Raw genomic sequence first — 16,429 nt, 5'->3', positions numbered from 1 at the left:
TCGTGCTCACGTGTCCGCCCGGTGGCTGCCGCGCGCGCAAACCTGACGCGCAGCGGGCAACCCCACGATGATGCCACAGGCGGGGGGCCGATCCGAAACCGGAGGCCGACTGCTCAGCCGATCCGTGGGGTCGTCACGCCGGTGGAGGGGCGTCGAGCAGGTCGGGGCGGCGGGCCGCGGTGCGCTCGCGACTGCGCTCGGAACGCCAGGCGGCGATGGCCGCGTGGTGCCCGGAGAGCAGGACGTCCGGGACGTCCAGGCCGCGCCAGGACGCCGGCTTCGTGTACGACGGCGCTTCGAGCAGTCCGTCGGGCCCGGCGGCGAAGGAGTCGTCGACCGCCGACAGCGTGTTGCCCAGCACCCCGGGCAGCAGGCGCGACACCGCCTCGGCGATGACGAGCACGGCCACTTCCCCCCCGGACAGCACGTAGTCGCCGAGCGAGATCTCCTCGACCTCCATGCGGGTGGAGGCGTACTCGACGACCCGGGCGTCGATGCCCTCGTAACGGCCGCAGGCGAACAGCAGCCAGGGCTCGGCGGCGAGGCGGGCCGCCGTCGCCTGGGTGAAGGGGCGCCCGGCCGGAGTGGGGACGATCAGCCGTGGCTGCGGCACCGACTCCGGCGGCGCGATCTCGTCCAGCGCCCGGCCCCACGGCTCGGGCAGCATCACCATGCCCGGGCCGCCGCCGTACGGGGTGTCGTCGACGGTGCGGTGGACGTCGTCGGTCCACCGGCGCAGGTCGTGGATGCCGACCTCGACCTGACCGCGGGCGATGGCGCGTCCGAGCAACGCCTGGTGCAGCGGGGCCAGGTAGTCGGGGAAGATCGTGACGACGTCGAGCCGGAGGTCCCGACTCATATTTCGAAGAGCCCCTCGGGCGGATCGATCACGACCACGCCGCCGGGCACGTCGACGGTCAGCACGATGGCCTCGACGAACGGCACCAGTCGCTCGGCGCCGTCGATGTCGAGGACGAGGTAGTCGGCCCCGGCGATGTCGATGACGTCGCGGACCGGGCCGAGCGTGGCGCCGTCGACGCCGCGAGCGGTGAGCCCGACGAGGTCGGAGATGTAGAACTCGTCCGGATCGTCGATCTCCGGACGTTCCGAGGCGGCGATGACCAGCCGCACACCGCGCAGGGCCTCGGCGGCAGCCCGGTCGTCGACACCGGCGAAGTGCAGCACCATCTTGGGGCCGCTCAGGTTGAGGGCCTCGACGGTGAGCGGGCCGCGCTCGGCGGGCTCGGTGTCGAGCACCGAACCCACCGCGAAGCGCTCGTCGGGCTCGTCGGTGAACGGCTGCACGAAGACGTCACCGCGGACCCCGCGGGCCGGGCCGATTCGCCCGACCGTCACGGAGTCCGACGGTGCGCTTCCCACGATGCTGCGTTCGGTGCCGGCTCGCGCGGTCAGTGGCGGTCGACGTCGACGACGTCGACGCGGATGCCCTTGCCCCCGACGCCGTTCATGACCTGGCGCAGCGCCTTGGCGGTGCGCCCGTTGCGGCCGATGACGCGCCCGAGGTCCTCCGGGTGGACCCGGATCTCCAGACGCTGACCGCGACGGTTGTCGATCATGTCGACCCGGACGTCGTCCGGGTGGTCGACGATGCCGCGGACCAGGTGCTCGAGGGCCTCCTCGAGCATGTCAGCTGCCCGCCGACTCATCCGCCGCGGCCGGCTCGGCGGCCTTCGCGTCGTCGGCCGGGGCCTCGGCCTTCTCGGCCTTCGGCTCGGCCTTGGCGGTCTTCTTCTTCGGCGTGGTCGCCTCGGCGCTCGAATCGCCCGAGACCTCGGCCAGCGCGGCGTTGAACAGCGCCTGCTTGTCGGGCTTCTCGGCCGCGACCTTCATCGGCTCCGGGGCCGGCAGGCCCTTGAACTTCTGCCAGTCGCCGGTGACCTTGAGGATCGCGGCGACGGCCTCGGTCGGCTGGGCGCCGACGCCGAGCCAGTAGGCGGCACGCTCGCCGTCGACGCGGATGACCGACGGGTCGTTCTTGGGGTGGTACTCGCCGATCGTCTCGATCGAGCGGCCGTCGCGACGGGTGCGCGAGTCGGCGACGACGATTCGGTAGTGCGGCTCACGCATCTTTCCCAGACGCATCAGCTTGATCTTGGTGGCCACGGTGGTGGGTGCTCCAGACTTGGGACAGGGGTTGGGCGTACGGCTCCGGGTGGGGTACACCGGTTCCGGACGCCCGGATGGACTGGCCGACGCGCGGTGAGAGGGTCCGCACCCCAGCCGGTACTCAACGGGCCATTCTGCCAGATGTCCGCGCATGCCCCGTCCGCCGAGGGTGCTGGCCCTACACTGCGACCCGTGCCAGCAGCCCGACCCCGCGGATGACCGTGTCGCCGCCCGAACCGCGGCCGACCCTCGAGGTGGTCGCCGCGCGCGCCGGCGTATCCCGCGCGACCGCGAGCCGGGTGCTGCGCGGGGCGGCCAACGTCAGCCCCCGGGCCCGTGACGCCGTGCTCGCCGCAGCCGCCGAGCTCTCCTACTCGGTCAATCACGCCGCCCGCTCGCTGGTCACGCGACGCAGCGACTCGATCGCCTTCCTGGTGGCCGAGAACGAGGACCGCATGTTCCACGACCCGTACTTCCTCGGCGTACTGCGCGGGGCGCAGGGCGAGGCGGCCCGCTGCGGCGTGCAGCTGGTGTTCGCCATCGCGGCGACGGCGGCCGAGCGTCGCCAGTTCGTGCAGTTCGTCGGCAGCGGGCACGTCGACGGTGTGCTGCTGGTGTCGCTGCACGGCGACGACTCGCTGGCCCGCGACCTCGAGGGGCTCGGCGTGCCGACGGTGCTCAACGGGCGCCCCTTCGCGGCCGAGACCGATCTGTTCAGCGTCGACTCGGACAACGTCGGCGGCGCCCGCATCGCCACCGCACGCCTCATCGACCGCGGCTGCCGCGCGATCGCCACGATCACCGGCCCGCTCGACATGTCGGCCGGCCGGGACCGCCTCGCCGGCTTCCGCGCCGCCCTCGGGTCGGCCGGGCTCGATCCGGACGGGCCACCCCTCGCCGAGGGCGACTTCACCCTGGACGGCGGGGCCGCGGCGATGGAGATGCTGCTGCGCGAGCACCCCGAACTCGACGCGGTCTTCGTGGCCTCGGACCTGATGGCGCTCGGCGCTCTGCGCACGCTCGCCGAGCACGGCCGCCGGGTGCCCGAGGACGTCGCGGTCATCGGCTTCGACGACGTGCGCGAGGCCCAGTTGGCCGCGCCCGCACTGAGCACCGTGCGCCAGCCGCTCGACGAGCTCGGGCGCACGATGACCCGGGTCCTGCTGGCCCGCACCGGCGCCGTCGACGCGGGGCCCGGACCCCGCCAGCGCACCGTGCTCGCCACCGAACTGGTGCTGCGCCAGACCGCCTGAGCGAACATAACGATCCGGTCACACCGGCGTCGCCACGCCGCCACCTCTTGACTTTCGCCGGATCGCGAACAAAATCTGTGCCAGCACGTGAGAGCGCTCTCACGACCGCACCGTCCACGTTACCTGTCCCACGTCGCCGTCCACTCACTCCGCCTTTGGGGGAACTCATGCGCACCACCGTCACCCGGACCATCCGGGCCGCCGCCGCCGGGGCGATCGCCGCCTCGGTGCTGGCCGCCTGCTCGTCCAGCGGCTCGACCGGCAACTCCTCACCGGCGGCCGACAGCAAGGCCGGCCCGTGCGGCACGACCGCGAAGACCACGCTCACCGTCGGCCTGTTCGGCACCTTCGGCTACAAGGAGAACGGGCTCTACACCGCGTTCCAGAAGGCCTGCCCGAACATCACCATCAAGGAGGACGACGTCGAGCAGTCGGCCGACTACTGGACCAAGCTCAAGACCCACCTCGCGTCGGGCACCGGCCTCGACGACGTCCAGGGCATCGAGATCGGGTTCGTCGCCGACGTCGTTGCGAACCACAGCAAGCAGTTCGTGAACTTCGCGAAGCTGTCCGACTCCGCCACCCTGAAGTCGTCGTTCTACGACTGGAAGTGGCAGCAGGCCTCCAGCGCCGACGGCACCGACACGGTCGGCCTCGGCACCGACGCCGGCCCCGAGGCGATCTGCTACCGCCCCGACCTGCTGGCGAAGGCCGGCCTGCCCGCCGACCCGGCGACGCTCGCGACGAAATGGAAGACCTGGGAGGACTTCATCGCGTTCGGCAAGCAGTACCAGGCGGCCGCCGGCAAGCAGGCCGGTTCGCACTTCGTCGACAGCGCGGCCAGCATCTTCTCCACCGCGGTCTACCAGGGCACCGAGGCCTACGCCGACGCCCAGGGCAAGGCCGACGTCGCCAACAGCGACGGCGTGAAGACGGCCTGGAAGTACGCCACCGACGCCGCGACCGCCGGCATCACCGCCAAGCTGCAGCAGTTCAGCGACCCGTGGAACAAGGCGTTCTCCTCCGGTTCGTTCGCCGCCCTCGCCTGCCCGACCTGGATGATGGGCTACATCCAGGGCCAGGCCGGCCCGGCCGGTTCGGGCCACTGGAACATCGCGCCGGTGCTGCCCGGTGGCGCCACCAACTGGGGCGGGTCGTGGCTCGGCGTGCCGACCGCGAGCAAGCACCAGGCCGCGGCCGTGGCCTTCGTGAAGTGGGCGACCAACGCCACCCAGCAGGTCACCATGTGGACGGCGAAGGCGCAGGGCGGGCACTGGCCGTCGAACAAGCTGGCCGCCGAGCAGCCCGGCGTGCGCAGCGCGACGAGCGCCTACTTCAGCAACGCGCCCGTCGGCACGCTGTTCGGCTCGATCGCCGCGTCGATGAAGATCCCGCCGATCGGGCTGTACGACACCCCGATCCAGAACGCCTTCACCACCGAGCTCACCAACGTGGAGACGAAGGGCACCAAGGCCGACAGCGCGTTCAGCAGCGCTCTCGACCAGATCAAGCAGATCACCGGCTGATCAGGGACTGCGTCCGGGCCGGACCCGCCCATCCCCCGGCCCGGACGCTCCCCGCCCCTCACCCCGGCCCCACGGAGGATCCGCATGGCGATCACCGCAGCGCGACCGGCTCCGGTCCGGCGCCGCCGCCTGCCCGGCCAGCGCGCGGCCTACGCCTACATCGCCCCGTTCTTCCTCGTCTTCGGCGCGTTCAGCGTCTACCCGTGGCTCGACACCGCGTGGGTGTCGCTGCACGACGTCAGCCTGAGCACCTACGACCAGCAGACCTGGGTCGGGCTCGGCAACTACCGCAACCTGTTCACCAACGAGTTCTTCTACAACGCGCTGCGCAACACGATCACGATCGGGATCATCTCGACGGTGCCGCAGCTGTGCCTGGCGCTCGGCATCGCGCACCTGCTCAACCACTCGCTGCGCGGGCGCACGTTCTTCCGCGTCGCGCTGCTCATGCCCTACGCCACCAGCCTGGCCGCGGCGACCGTCATCTTCGTCGAGCTGTTCGGCTACGACTACGGGTTGATCAACTGGCTCGTGCACGACCTGGCGCACCTGCCGCGCATCGACTGGCAGGGCAACAAGTGGGCCAGCCAGATCGCGGTGTCGACGATCGTCACCTGGCGCTGGACCGGCTACAACGCGCTCATCTACCTGGCCGCGATGCAGACCATCGACACCTCGCTCTACGAGGCGGCGGTGCTCGACGGGTCCTCGCGCTGGCAGCAGTTCCGCTACGTGACGCTGCCCGGGCTGCGGCCGACGATCCTGTTCACCATCGTGGTGTCGACCATCGGCGCCTCGCAGCTGTTCGGCGAGCCGCTGCTGTTCGACCCGACGCATCAGCCCAACGGCGGGTCGTCGCACCAGTACCAGACCCTGGGCCTGCTGATGTACCAGCAGGGCTGGGCCTACGACCACCTCGGCCTCGCGTCGGCGACGGCCTGGACGATGTTCGTCCTGATCCTGCTCGCCGTCGGGATCAACAGCTGGCTGGCCCGGCGCCGCGAACGCCGCGACGGACGGACCTCGCCGCTGGCCGTCACGCCCGGAGCGAGCGCATGACCGCGACCGTCCGCGAGACCGCGAGCGCCGTGGTGGTCGCCCCGGCGACGAACCCGGCGACGCGTTCGAACCGCCGGCGGTCGAGCGTCGGAGCGCTGCGACCGAGCTGGGTCACCTACCTGCTCGTCTCGATCGTCACCCTCGTCTCGGTGCTGCCGCTGTACTACACGATCGTCATGGCCTCGCACACGAACGCCGAGATGGCGGCCAAGGTGCCGCCACTGCTGCCGAATGGCAGCCTGTTCACCAACCTCAAGGCCGCGCTCAAGCTCGCGCCGCTGAACCAGGGCCTGGTCAACTCGGTGCTGGTGTCGAGCGCGGTGACCGTCGCGACGGTGGCGTTCTGCACGCTCGGCGGCTTCGCCTTCGCCAAGCTCCGCTTCCGCGGTTCCCGCGCGCTGCTCGCGTTCTGCATCGCCACGATGATGGTGCCGACGCAGATGGGGATCATCCCGCTGTACATGCTGATGGCCCGCCTCGGCCTGGCCGGTCACCTGCAGTCGGTGATCCTGCCGACGCTCGTCACCGCGTTCGGCATCTTCTTCATGCGGCAGTACCTCACCGGGGCGATCCCGGACGAGCTGATCGAGGCCGCGTACGTCGACGGCGCCGGGTCGTTCCGAGTGTTCCGCTCGATCGTGCTGCCGGCGGCGCGACCGGCGATGGCCGTGCTGGCCATGCTCACGTTCCTGACGACCTGGAACGACTTCTTCTGGCCGATCATCGCGCTCAGCTCGCAGAACCCCACCGTCCAGGTGTCGTTCCAGAGCCTCGCGACCGGCTACGCCCCGCAACAGTCCGTGATCATGGCCGGAACGCTCTACGGCGTGCTCCCCGTCCTGATCGTCTTCACCCTGCTCGGCAAGCACATCGTCGGCGGCATCATGCAAGGAGCGGTCAAAGGATGACATCGACCCAGACGCGCGCGAGCGCCACACCGCAGCTCGCGTTCCCCCCGGGATTCGTCTGGGGCAGTGCCACCGCGGCCTACCAGATCGAGGGAGCCGCGACCGAGGACGGCCGCGGACCGTCGATCTGGGACACCTTCAGCCACACCCCCGGCCGCATCGTCGACGGCACGACCGGCGACCACGCCTGCGACCACTACCACCGCCTCGACGAGGACCTCGATCTCATCGCCGACCTCGGCCTGGGCGCATACCGCTTCTCGATCGCGTGGCCGCGCATCGTGCCGTCCGGGTCGGGTGCGGCGAATCCGGCCGGGCTCGACTTCTACCGCCGCCTCGTCGACGGCCTGCTCGAACGGGGCGTCACGCCGGTCGCGACGCTCTACCACTGGGACCTGCCGCAACCGCTGCAGGACGCCGGCGGCTGGACCAACCGCGAGACCGCCCACCACTTCGCCGAGTACGCGCACATCGTCGGCACCGCCTTGGGCGACCGGGTGCCGATGTGGACGACGCTGAACGAGCCGTGGTGCTCGGCGTTCCTCGGCCACGCCTCCGGGGTGCACGCGCCGGGCGTCACCGACAACGAGGCGGCCCTGACCGCGGCGCATCACCTGCTGCTCGCTCACGGGCTCGGCACCGCCGCCCTGCGCTCGGCGCTGCCGGGCGAGGCGAGCGTGGCGATCACGCTGAACCTGGCCGTGGTGCGGGCGGCGTCCGACTCGGCCGCCGACCGCGACGCGGCCCGGCACGTCGACGGGCTGGCCAACCGGCTCTTCCTCGATCCGGTGCTCAGCGGGCGCTATCCGGCCGACCTGCTCGACGACCTGCGCCACATCACCGACTGGTCGTTCGTCCGGACCGGTGACGAGTCGATCATCAACGCGCCGATCGACCAGCTCGGCGTGAACTACTACTCCCCCACGCTCGTGGCCGCGCCGACCGACGAGCTGCGCGCGCGCGTGGCCGGCGGCTGGGTCAACGACCCGCAGGCGGCCGAGGGCCCGACGCCCTACCCCGGCACCGACCTCGCCCTGTCGATCCCGCAGGCCGGGCCGTACACCGCGATGAACTGGCGGGTCGAGGCGCCGAGCCTGACCGAGCTGCTGCTGCGGGTGCACCGCGACCATCCCGACCTGCCGTTGATGATCACCGAGAACGGCGCGGCGTTCGACGACGTCGTGGCCGCCGACGGAGCCGTCGACGACCTCGACCGGCTCGACTACCTGCGCGACCACGTGGCCGCCGTGCACGCCGCGATCGAGCAGGGCGTCGACGTGCGGGGCTACTTCGTCTGGTCGCTGCTCGACAACTTCGAGTGGGCCTGGGGGTTGTCGAAGCGGTTCGGCATCGTGCACGTCGACTTCGCGACGGGCCGGCGGACGCTCAAGCGCTCGGCCCACTGGTACCGCGAGGTCGTCGCCGACAACGGGTGGTGAGCCTCAGACCGGCAGATCCCACCGATGCCGGATCACGGTGACCGGCACGTCGCGGCCGTGGCGCTGCTCGGTGAGCGCGAAGTGGCGCACCCGGCGCCACCAGACCGCGAGCCGGATCGCGCCGAGGAGCTGGACCGCGACGGCGACGAGCACGGCCCACCGCAGGTTGTGCGGGGTCGTGCCGCCCATCGCATCGAGCACCCAGCCGATACCGAGCGCGATGATCACGGTGGCGACGAAACCGCCGACGTTGACCACGCCCGACGCGGTGCCGAGCGTGCGGGCGTTGTTGTAGTCGCGGGCCAGCGCGAAGGCGGCCATCGACACCGGGCCGCCCACGGTCATGACCACGAACAGGGTGACGACGTACGCGCGTGGGGGGTGATCGCCGAAGGCGGTGGCGAGCACGACGAAGCCGGTGATGGTCAGGCCGCACATGGCGAGGCAGATCGGCACCCGCGCGATCGGGCGCACCCCGATGAGCCACCCGAACACCGGCGAGACGACCGCGGCCAGGATCACGCCGCACATCAGCACCGCCCCGGCCCCGGACGGGCTGAACCCGGCCGATCGGATCAGGTACGGGCTGCCCCAGAGCACACCGAACGCGGTGGCCGTGGACATGCTGGCGAAGTGCACCCAGAAGCCGAGGCGGGTGCCGGGCAGCGACCACGCCGACCGCACCCGGGTGCCGACGGCCCGCACCCCGATACGCAGCTCGGCGAACCCGTGCACCGCCCGCGGCGGCGGCGTCGAATCGGGCAGCAGGGCGAACACGGCCGCGGCCGCGACGAGCGACAGCACGGCGGCCGACCCGAACCCGTAGGTCCACCCGGCGCTGTGCAGCAGCAGTGCGAGCGGCAGGGTGGCGACGATGTTGCCGAGCGTGCCGAGCATGCCGGTACCGGCGACGATCAACGGGAAGCGGCGCGGATCGAAGTGCGTCGCGGCGAAGCGGACGACGCTGATGAAGGTCAGGGCGTCGCCCGCCCCGAGCAGGGCCCGGGCCACGAGGGCCGCCGGGTAGCTCGGCACGGTGGCGAAGATCAGCTGGGCCGAGCCCATGATCAGCGAGGCGGTGACGAGCAGCCGTCGCGGGCCGTAGCGGTCGACCATGATGCCGGTCGGCACCTGCATGGCCGCGTAGACGCCGAGTTGCACGAAGATGAAGACAGACAGCTGGGCCGGGGTGATGCCGAAGCGCTGCTGCGCGAGCAGCCCGGCCACGCCGAGCGACGTGCGATGCAGCAGGGCCAGGAAGTAGACCGACGACGCGAGCAGCCAGCCCGGGAGGGCGGAGCGCGGCTCGGCTGTCATGGCGGGTCGAGCTTAAGCCACCGCCTCCCCTCGGCCCGACCCCGGAAACGGGGCTGACGGGAGGGAAGGCGGGATCAGGCGACGACGGCGCCGCGCAGCACGGTGCGCTGCGGGCTGTACAGGGTGCCGAGGTCGCGCCGCGGGTCCGCGGCGTAGACGACGAGATCGGCCGGGGCGCCCTCGACGAGCCCGGGCAGCCCGAGCCACTCGCGCCCGCGCCACGAGGCCTGGGCGACGACGTCGGCCTGGGGGATGCCGGCTCCGACGAGGGCCCGGATCTCGTCGCGGATCAGCCCGTGCGGCAGGGAGCCGCCGGCGTCGGTACCGGTGTAGAAGGGCACGCCGGCCTCGTACGCGGTGCGGATCCGCTCGCGCGAGCTCGCGAACAGCGCCCGCATGTGCGCGGCGTAGGCCGGGAACTTGGCCTCGCCGCCGAGCGCGATCTGCGGGAAGTTGTCGATGTTGATCAGCGTGGGGACGACGGCCGCCCCGGCCGCCGCGGCGGCCGCGATGTTGTCGTCGTCCAGGCCGGTGCCGTGCTCGATGGAGTCGATGCCGGCGGCGATGAGGCCGGGGAGGGCGTCCTCGCCGAAGACGTGGGCGGCGACGCGCGCGCCCAGCTCGTGGGCCCGCCCGATGGCCGCGGCGAGCACGTCGTCGGGCCAGAGCGGCGCGAGGTCGCCGAGGCCGCGGTCGACCCAGTCGCCGACGAGCTTGATCCAGCCGTCGCCCTGAGCGACCTGCTTCTCGACCTCGGCTACGAGGTTCTCCGGCTCGACCTCGATGCCGAGCTCGCGGATGTAGCGCCGGGGCGCGGCGATGTGGCGGCCGGCGCGGATCAGGCGGGGCAGGTCGTCGCGCTGCTGGACGCCTCGGTTGTCGACCGGCGAGCCGGCGTCGCGCAGCAGCAGCGCGCCGGCGCCGAGGTTGAGCCGGGCCATCGCGGCCTGGTCCTCGTGCTCGGGGAAGAACCCGTTCGGGCTCATGCCGATGTGGCAGTGCGCATCGACGAGGCCGGGGATGATCCAGCCGCCGGAGGCGATCGTGTCGGCGTCCCCGCCCGGCCGGTCGAAGGTCAGCCGCCCGTCGACCACCCAGGCGTCGCGCTCGGTCTCGTCGGGCAGGAACACGCCGCGCAGGTGCAGGGCCACGTCGTCAGTCCTTCGCCCACTCGGCGCAGAGCTCGTCGCGGGCGTCGGCCAGCAACTGCGGTAGCACGCGGGTCTGCCCGATGACCGGCATGAAGTTGGTGTCGCCGCCCCACCGCGGCACCACGTGTTGGTGAAGGTGGGCCGCGATGCCGGCGCCGGCGACCGGACCCTGGTTGATGCCGAGGTTGAAGCCGTGCGGCGCCATCACCGCCCGGATCACCCGCATCGCCTTCTGGGTGAACTGCGCGAGTTCGAGGGTCTCGTCGTCGTCGAGTTCCGGATAGCCGGCGACGTGCCGGTACGGGACGGTCATCAGGTGCCCGGAGTTGTACGGGTACAGGTTCAACACGGCGTAGACGTGCGCGCCCCGCGCGACGATCAGGCCGTCCTCGTCGCTGCGCGCAGGTGCGGCGCAGAACGGGCAGTCGTCGCCGGCGTCGTCGTGCGAGGGCTTGCCCTCACCCTTGATGTAGACCATCCGGTGAGGGGTCCACAGGCGACCGAAGCTGTCCGGCTCGCCTGCGAACTGCCCGGCGTCCTCGGTCACGACTCCTCGGACGTCGCGGGCTCGACCGCCGGGGCGTAGTGCTCGGCGCTCGGCGACTCGTTGACCCGGCGGGCGACGATGTCGGCGACCTCGTCGATCGCCTGTGCGATCGGGATGCCGTTGCGCTGGCTCCCGTCGCGGTAGCGGAACGACACCGCGCCGGCCTCGACGTCGGTGGCGCCGGCGATGAGCATGAACGGCACCTTGGACTTCTGCGCCGTGCGGATCTTCTTCTGCATCCGCTCGTCGGAGGTGTCGACCTCGACCCGCAGGCCGCGGGCGCGCAGCTGGGCCGCGACGTCGGCGAGGTAGTCGTTCTGCTCCGAGCTGATCGGGATGCCGATGACCTGGACCGGTGACAGCCAGGCCGGGAAGGCGCCCGCGTAGTGCTCGGTGAGCACGCCGATGAAGCGCTCGATCGAGCCGAACTTGGCCGAGTGGATCATCACCGGCTGCTGGCGCGAGCCGTCGGCCGCCTGGTACTCCAGCTCGAAGCGGGCCGGCTGGTTGAAGTCCAGCTGCACGGTCGACATCTGCCAGGTGCGACCGATCGCGTCCCGCGCCTGGACCGAGATCTTCGGGCCGTAGTAGGCGGCGCCGCCCGGGTCGGGCACGAGTTCGAGGCCAGACGCGACGGCGGTGTCCTCGAGCACCTTGGTCGCGCTCGCCCAGTCCTCGTCCGAGCCGATGAACTTGTCCGACGCCGGGTCACGGGTCGACAGCTCGAGATAGAAGTCGTCCAGGCCGAAGTCGCGCAGCAGGCCGAGGATGAAGTTCAGCAGCTTGCGGATCTCGTCGGGCGCCTGCTCGGGGGTGCAGTAGCTGTGCGAGTCGTCCATGGTCAGACCGCGCACGCGGGTGAGGCCGTGCACGACGCCCGACATCTCGTAGCGGTACACCGAGCCGAACTCGAACAGCCGCAGCGGCAGCTCGCGGTAGGAGCGTCCGCGGGAGGCGTAGATCAGGTTGTGCATCGGGCAGTTCATCGCCTTGAGCCGGTACTCCGACCCCTCCAGCTGCATCGGCGGGAACATGGTGTCGGAGTAGTAAGGCAGGTGGCCCGAGGTGTGGAACAGGCCGTCCTTGCTGATGTGCGGGGTGTTGACGAACTCGAAGCCCTCGTCGATGTGGCGCTGCCGCACGTAGCCCTCGAGCTCGCGCCGCAGGATGCCGCCCTTGGGGTGGAAGATCGCCAGCCCCGACCCGAGCTCGTCGGGGAAGCTGAACAGGTCGAGTTCGACGCCGAGCTTGCGGTGGTCGCGCTTGGCGGCCTCCTCGAGCCGGGTGAGGTAGGCCTTGAGGTCGTCGCGACTGGCCCACGCGGTGCCGTAGATGCGCTGCAGCTGCGGGTTCTTCTCGCTGCCGCGCCAGTAGGCCGCGGCGCTGCGCATGAGCTTGACCGCCGGGATGCGCCGGGTGCTGGGCAGGTGCGGCCCGCGGCAGAGGTCGGTCCATACCCGCTCGCCGGTCTTGGCGTCGAGGTTGTCGTACATGGTGAGCCCACCCGCACCGACCTCGGTGGCCTCCTCGCCGGATGCGGTGGACTTCAGCCCGATCAGTTCCAGCTTGAACTTCTCGTGCGCGAGCTCCATGCGGGCCTGGTCGTCGTCGATCGGCCGCCGGTGGAAGCGCTGGCCCGCCTTGATGATCTCGCCCATCTTCTTCTCGATGGCGGCGAGATCCTCGGGGGTGAACGGACGGTCGGGCAGGAAGTCGTAGTAGAAGCCGTCCTCGATCGGCGGGCCGATGCCGAGCAGGGTGCCCGGGAAGAGTTCCTGGACGGCCTGGGCCATCGCGTGCGCGGCCGAGTGGCGCAGCACGGCCAGACCGTCGGGCGACTCGGCCGCGACCGCCTCGACGTCGGTGGCGGTGTCGGGCGCCCACTCGAGGTCCCGCAGCACGCCGTCGGGGTCGCGCACGACCACGGCGCCCTGCGCTCCGGTGAGCTCGACCCCGGCCTCGCGCAGCGCGTCGAGCGCCGTCTCGCCGGCCGCCACCGGGACGACTCGGGCGGATTCGGCTGGACTGACGCTGGCGGTCAACGGGGCTCCTTCGCGACGACAGCCGGTGGGCTGCGTGGTGGACTGATCTGTCCCCAGGGATGCTAGTGCGGGCGCCCGGGGCGCCCGACCGCTTATCCCCCGAAACCCCCGCAGCCGGAAGGATCCGATGAACCTCTTCGAGTACGAGGGCAAGCGTCCGAGCATCGCCGAGGACGCGTGGATCGCGCCCACCGCCACCATCATCGGCGACGTGACGATCGAGTCCGGCGCGTCGATCTGGTACGGCGCGACGCTGCGGGGCGACGACGGCCCGATCATCGTGCGCGGGGGCGCGAACGTCCAGGACGGCACGGTCATCCACACGACCCCGGACGTCACCACCGAGATCGGCCCGCGGGCGACGATCGCGCACCAGTGCATGGTGCACGGCGCGTTCGTCGAGGAGGAGGCGCTGGTCGGCAACGGCTGCGTCGTGCTCGACGGGGCGCGGATCGGCGCGCGGTCGATGATCGCGGCGATGTCGCTGGTGCCGCCGGGCAAGCAGATCCCGCCCGGCGTGCTGGCCATGGGCGTCCCGGTCGCCGTCAAGGGCCCGATCGACGGCACACCCGCCGAGTTCTGGGTGAAGATGAACCCGGTCTACTACCCCGAGCTGGCCAAGCGGCACGCCGTCGGCACGCACCGGATCGAGAACTGACCCGGCAACCGACCCAGTGCACGGCTATCAGCGGGCCCTAAGGTGTGCGCATGACGCAGCCGACGCCCGCCGGGTGGTACGCCGACCCGTCCGGAAGACACGAGAAGCGCTACTTCGACGGGCAGCAGTGGACCGAACACGTCAACTCGCACGGTCGCCCGGGCATCGACCCGCCGGGCGCCCCGAGCCACGTGCCGACGGTGCAGCGCGCGCCGGAGAAGATCCAGCGCGACGTCCAGCGCGCCGGCACCGCAGGAGTGGCCGCCTTCGCGGGCGGCGGTTCGCTGTTCACCGAGCCGGTGCTCGTCGTCAACCAGAAGGCGAAGCTGCTCGAGATCAACAACGAGTACGCCGTCTACGACCAGCACTCGAACCAGATCGGGGCGGTGCGCGAGGTCGGGCAGAGCAATCTGAAGAAGGCCGCCCGCTTCCTCACCTCGCTCGACCAGTACATGACCCACAAGCTGCAGATCGTCGACATGCAGGGCACGCCGGTGCTCGCACTGACCCGGCCGGCCAAGTTCGTGAAGTCGCGGATCATCGTCGAGGACCCGGCCGGGCGCGAGATCGGGCAGATCGTGCAGCAGAACGCGATCGGCAAGATCCGCTTCGGCCTCGAATCGGGCGGCCACACCTACGGGATGATCCAGGGCGAGAACTGGCGCGCCTGGAACTTCTCGATCAAGGACCACACCGACACCGAGGTCGCTCGCATCACCAAGACGTGGGAGGGCCTGGCCAAGACGATGTTCACCACGGCCGACAACTACGTCGTGCAGATCCACCGCCCGCTCGAGGAGCCGCTGCGCTCGCTCGTCCTCGCCGCCGCGGTGTCGGTCGACACGGCCCTCAAGCAGGACTCGCGCGGCTTCGGCTGAGTCACTCCCCCGCGTCCGCCTCCCCTCTCGTCGACCGCGTATCCGGGGCAGACGAGAGGAAGTGGGCGAGGTCGTCGGGGGTGTCGAGGTCGGACGGGTCGCCCGGCACCGCGATCTCGTCGACCAGGTGATGCTTGATCCGCATCAGCAGCCGGGCCCCGGAATCGTCGACGGCGTGCCCCAGCCCCTCGCGCCAGAGGGCCCGGTCCATGACGATGGGATGGCCCCGGCCGCCGCGGTACCTCGCCCGAGCGATCCGCCCGGGGCGCCAGCCGGCCAGCACGGTCCGCACGGCTTCGGTACCGATGCCGGGCGTGTCGACGAGCAGCACGGCGAGGGCGTCGCAGCCGGCCGAGGCGTCGACCGCGAGTTGCAGTGACGAGCGCTGCCCCCGGTCGGGGTCCGGGTTGACGACGGCGTTCGCGCCCGCTACCGAGACGCCTTCGCGGACGACCGCGATCACCGGGTCGCAGCCGGCCTCGACGAGCGTCCGGACCGCCCGGTCGAGCAACCGCTCGCCGGCGACCACGAGCTCGCCCTTCGGCCGGCCCATGCGGGTGCCCGAACCGGCGGCGAGAACGGCTCCGGCCACGCGTATCACGCTCGGAGTGTAGGTAGGCCACCCGTCAGTACGCTCGAAGGATGCAGGCCGCCGCGTTCGCCGATCCCACCGCCGTCTCCGAGGCGCTCGACGCCGCGGGCTACCTGCCCGACAGGGGTCTGGCCACGGCGGCGTTCCTGGCGATGCGGATGAAGCGGCCGCTGTTCCTCGAGGGCGACCCGGGCGTCGGCAAGACCGCGCTGGCCCAGGCGCTGGCGAAGATCACCGGAGCGACCCTCCTGCGGCTGCAGTGCTACGAGGGCATCGACGCCAGCCAGGCCCTCTACGACTGGGACTTCCCGCGGCAGATCCTGCACCTGCGAGCTGCCGGCGACGCCGCCGACCGCGCCCAGCTCGAGGCGTCCCTCTACGACCGCAGGTTCCTCGTCGCCCGGCCGATCCTGCAGGCCCTCGAGCAGCACCCGGCCACCCTGCTCATCGACGAGATCGACCGCGCCGACGACGAGTTCGAGGCGTTCCTGCTCGAGGTGCTGGCCGAGAACTCGGTGACGATCCCCGAGCTGGGCACCATCACCGCCGAGGTGCCGCCGCTGGTGATCATCACCTCGAACCGCACCCGCGAGGTGCACGACGCCCTGAAGCGCCGCTGCCTCTACCACTGGGTCGCGCACCCGGACTTCGCCCGCGAGGTCGCGATCGTGCGCCGCCGCCTCCCCGAGGTCACCGAGCAGCTGGCCCGCCAGGTCGCCACCGCGGTCGGCCGCCTGCGCGAGTCCAACCTGCTCAAGCCGCCGGGCATCGCCGAGACGATCGACTGGGCCCAGGCGCTGCACGTGCTCGGCGCCGCGCAGCTCACCGCCGAGAACGCCGAGGAGACGCTCGGCGCCGTGCTGAAGTACCACGAGGACATGGCCCGGGTGCAGCGCGAGCTGGCCTCGCTGCTGGGCGGCTGAGGTCCGCCC

Annotated in this window: 17 protein-coding genes; 8 read left to right on the top strand and 9 right to left on the bottom strand. The window is 71.4% G+C overall.

Annotated elements, in window-relative coordinates:
* Nucleotides 1-133: 133 nt before the first annotated feature.
* The 4 genes from trmD to rpsP are packed head-to-tail and all read right to left on the bottom strand — an operon-like array spanning nt 134 to nt 2,124.
* Complete coding sequence (gene trmD, locus VGN18_RS01885; RefSeq protein WP_327537929.1) at nt 134-859, bottom strand: tRNA (guanosine(37)-N1)-methyltransferase TrmD; 726 nt, start codon at nt 857-859, stop codon at nt 134-136.
* Nucleotides 856-1,356, bottom strand: a complete 501-nt coding sequence (gene rimM / locus VGN18_RS01880; protein WP_327537928.1) for a ribosome maturation factor RimM — start codon at nt 1,354-1,356, stop codon at nt 856-858. The genes trmD and rimM overlap by 4 nt, the downstream gene beginning before the upstream one ends.
* A 53-nt stretch (nt 1,357-1,409) precedes the next feature.
* Nucleotides 1,410-1,646, bottom strand: a complete 237-nt coding sequence (locus VGN18_RS01875; RefSeq protein WP_327537927.1) for an RNA-binding protein — start codon at nt 1,644-1,646, stop codon at nt 1,410-1,412.
* A 1-nt stretch (nt 1,647) separates the two neighbouring features.
* On the bottom strand, nt 1,648-2,124 hold the full coding sequence (gene rpsP / locus VGN18_RS01870; RefSeq protein WP_327537926.1) for a 30S ribosomal protein S16: 477 nt from the start codon (nt 2,122-2,124) through the stop codon (nt 1,648-1,650).
* Between the two features lie 218 nt (nt 2,125-2,342).
* Here rpsP and VGN18_RS01865 point away from each other — a divergent pair, with 218 nt between their 5' ends.
* From VGN18_RS01865 to VGN18_RS01845, 5 genes are all read left to right on the top strand, one after another.
* Entirely contained in the window at nt 2,343-3,380 is a 1,038-nt protein-coding gene (locus tag VGN18_RS01865; protein ID WP_327537925.1) for a LacI family DNA-binding transcriptional regulator, read from the top strand.
* 167 nt (nt 3,381-3,547) lie between these two features.
* Nucleotides 3,548-4,906: an ABC transporter substrate-binding protein gene (locus VGN18_RS01860; RefSeq protein WP_327537924.1), complete on the top strand. Its 1,359-nt coding sequence runs from the start codon at nt 3,548-3,550 to the stop codon at nt 4,904-4,906.
* 84 nt (nt 4,907-4,990) lie between these two features.
* A complete protein-coding gene (locus VGN18_RS01855) occupies nt 4,991-5,965 on the top strand; it encodes a sugar ABC transporter permease (RefSeq protein WP_327537923.1) in 975 nt (324 codons plus the stop codon).
* The gene (locus tag VGN18_RS01850) at nt 5,962-6,873 is read left to right on the top strand and encodes a carbohydrate ABC transporter permease (RefSeq protein ID WP_327537922.1); all 912 of its coding nucleotides are present in this window, start codon (nt 5,962-5,964) and stop codon (nt 6,871-6,873) included. The genes VGN18_RS01855 and VGN18_RS01850 overlap by 4 nt, the downstream gene beginning before the upstream one ends.
* Complete coding sequence (locus VGN18_RS01845) at nt 6,870-8,312, top strand: beta-glucosidase (RefSeq protein ID WP_327537921.1); 1,443 nt, start codon at nt 6,870-6,872, stop codon at nt 8,310-8,312. Before VGN18_RS01850 ends, VGN18_RS01845 begins: the two co-directional genes overlap by 4 nt.
* Before the next feature lie 3 nt (nt 8,313-8,315).
* On the opposite strand, the gene VGN18_RS01840 is transcribed toward VGN18_RS01845, so the two are convergent.
* The 4 genes from VGN18_RS01840 to thrS form a co-directional block, all read right to left on the bottom strand.
* Entirely contained in the window at nt 8,316-9,629 is a 1,314-nt protein-coding gene (locus tag VGN18_RS01840; RefSeq protein WP_327537920.1) for an MFS transporter, read from the bottom strand.
* A 74-nt stretch (nt 9,630-9,703) separates the two neighbouring features.
* Nucleotides 9,704-10,780 carry an amidohydrolase family protein gene (locus VGN18_RS01835; RefSeq protein ID WP_327537919.1) on the bottom strand — a complete coding sequence of 359 codons (1,077 nt, stop codon included), beginning with the start codon at nt 10,778-10,780 and terminating at the stop codon, nt 9,704-9,706.
* 4 nt (nt 10,781-10,784) lie between these two features.
* The gene (locus tag VGN18_RS01830) at nt 10,785-11,258 is read right to left on the bottom strand and encodes an HIT domain-containing protein (protein WP_349259810.1); all 474 of its coding nucleotides are present in this window, start codon (nt 11,256-11,258) and stop codon (nt 10,785-10,787) included.
* Between the two features lie 65 nt (nt 11,259-11,323).
* The gene (gene thrS, locus VGN18_RS01825; RefSeq protein ID WP_327537917.1) at nt 11,324-13,369 is read right to left on the bottom strand and encodes a threonine--tRNA ligase; all 2,046 of its coding nucleotides are present in this window, start codon (nt 13,367-13,369) and stop codon (nt 11,324-11,326) included.
* Between the two features lie 127 nt (nt 13,370-13,496).
* Here thrS and VGN18_RS01820 point away from each other — a divergent pair, with 127 nt between their 5' ends.
* The gene (locus tag VGN18_RS01820; protein ID WP_327537916.1) at nt 13,497-14,027 is read left to right on the top strand and encodes a gamma carbonic anhydrase family protein; all 531 of its coding nucleotides are present in this window, start codon (nt 13,497-13,499) and stop codon (nt 14,025-14,027) included.
* 50 nt (nt 14,028-14,077) lie between these two features.
* The gene (locus tag VGN18_RS01815; RefSeq protein WP_327537915.1) at nt 14,078-14,905 is read left to right on the top strand and encodes a phospholipid scramblase-related protein; all 828 of its coding nucleotides are present in this window, start codon (nt 14,078-14,080) and stop codon (nt 14,903-14,905) included.
* A gap of 1 nt (nt 14,906) precedes the next feature.
* Here VGN18_RS01815 and VGN18_RS01810 read toward each other — a convergent pair whose 3' ends face one another.
* Nucleotides 14,907-15,497 carry a nucleotidyltransferase family protein gene (locus tag VGN18_RS01810; protein WP_327537914.1) on the bottom strand — a complete coding sequence of 197 codons (591 nt, stop codon included), beginning with the start codon at nt 15,495-15,497 and terminating at the stop codon, nt 14,907-14,909.
* A 50-nt stretch (nt 15,498-15,547) separates the two neighbouring features.
* On the opposite strand from VGN18_RS01810, the gene VGN18_RS01805 reads away from it, so the two are divergent.
* Nucleotides 15,548-16,420 carry a MoxR family ATPase gene (locus VGN18_RS01805; protein WP_327537913.1) on the top strand — a complete coding sequence of 291 codons (873 nt, stop codon included), beginning with the start codon at nt 15,548-15,550 and terminating at the stop codon, nt 16,418-16,420.
* The last annotated feature ends 9 nt before the right edge of the window (nt 16,421-16,429 follow it).

The sequence above is a fragment of the Jatrophihabitans sp. genome (assembly GCF_036000465.1).
Taxonomy (GTDB): Bacteria; Actinomycetota; Actinomycetes; order Mycobacteriales; family Jatrophihabitantaceae; genus Jatrophihabitans.
Note: the sequence above shows the minus strand (reverse complement) of the source record. Positions and strands in the feature narration are given on the sequence as shown.

Coding starts and splice junctions, on each gene's coding strand:
- VGN18_RS01865 (WP_327537925.1), top strand. CDS start 2,343: ATGACCGTGTCGCCGCCCGAACCGCGGCCGACCCTCGAGGTGGTCGCC.
- VGN18_RS01805 (WP_327537913.1), top strand. CDS start 15,548: ATGCAGGCCGCCGCGTTCGCCGATCCCACCGCCGTCTCCGAGGCGCTC.
- VGN18_RS01840 (WP_327537920.1), bottom strand. CDS start 9,629: ATGACAGCCGAGCCGCGCTCCGCCCTCCCGGGCTGGCTGCTCGCGTCG.
- VGN18_RS01855 (WP_327537923.1), top strand. CDS start 4,991: ATGGCGATCACCGCAGCGCGACCGGCTCCGGTCCGGCGCCGCCGCCTG.
- VGN18_RS01820 (WP_327537916.1), top strand. CDS start 13,497: ATGAACCTCTTCGAGTACGAGGGCAAGCGTCCGAGCATCGCCGAGGAC.
- VGN18_RS01815 (WP_327537915.1), top strand. CDS start 14,078: ATGACGCAGCCGACGCCCGCCGGGTGGTACGCCGACCCGTCCGGAAGA.
- VGN18_RS01830 (WP_349259810.1), bottom strand. CDS start 11,258: ATGGTCTACATCAAGGGTGAGGGCAAGCCCTCGCACGACGACGCCGGC.
- VGN18_RS01850 (WP_327537922.1), top strand. CDS start 5,962: ATGACCGCGACCGTCCGCGAGACCGCGAGCGCCGTGGTGGTCGCCCCG.
- VGN18_RS01875 (WP_327537927.1), bottom strand. CDS start 1,646: ATGCTCGAGGAGGCCCTCGAGCACCTGGTCCGCGGCATCGTCGACCAC.
- trmD (WP_327537929.1), bottom strand. CDS start 859: ATGAGTCGGGACCTCCGGCTCGACGTCGTCACGATCTTCCCCGACTAC.
- VGN18_RS01845 (WP_327537921.1), top strand. CDS start 6,870: ATGACATCGACCCAGACGCGCGCGAGCGCCACACCGCAGCTCGCGTTC.
- VGN18_RS01860 (WP_327537924.1), top strand. CDS start 3,548: ATGCGCACCACCGTCACCCGGACCATCCGGGCCGCCGCCGCCGGGGCG.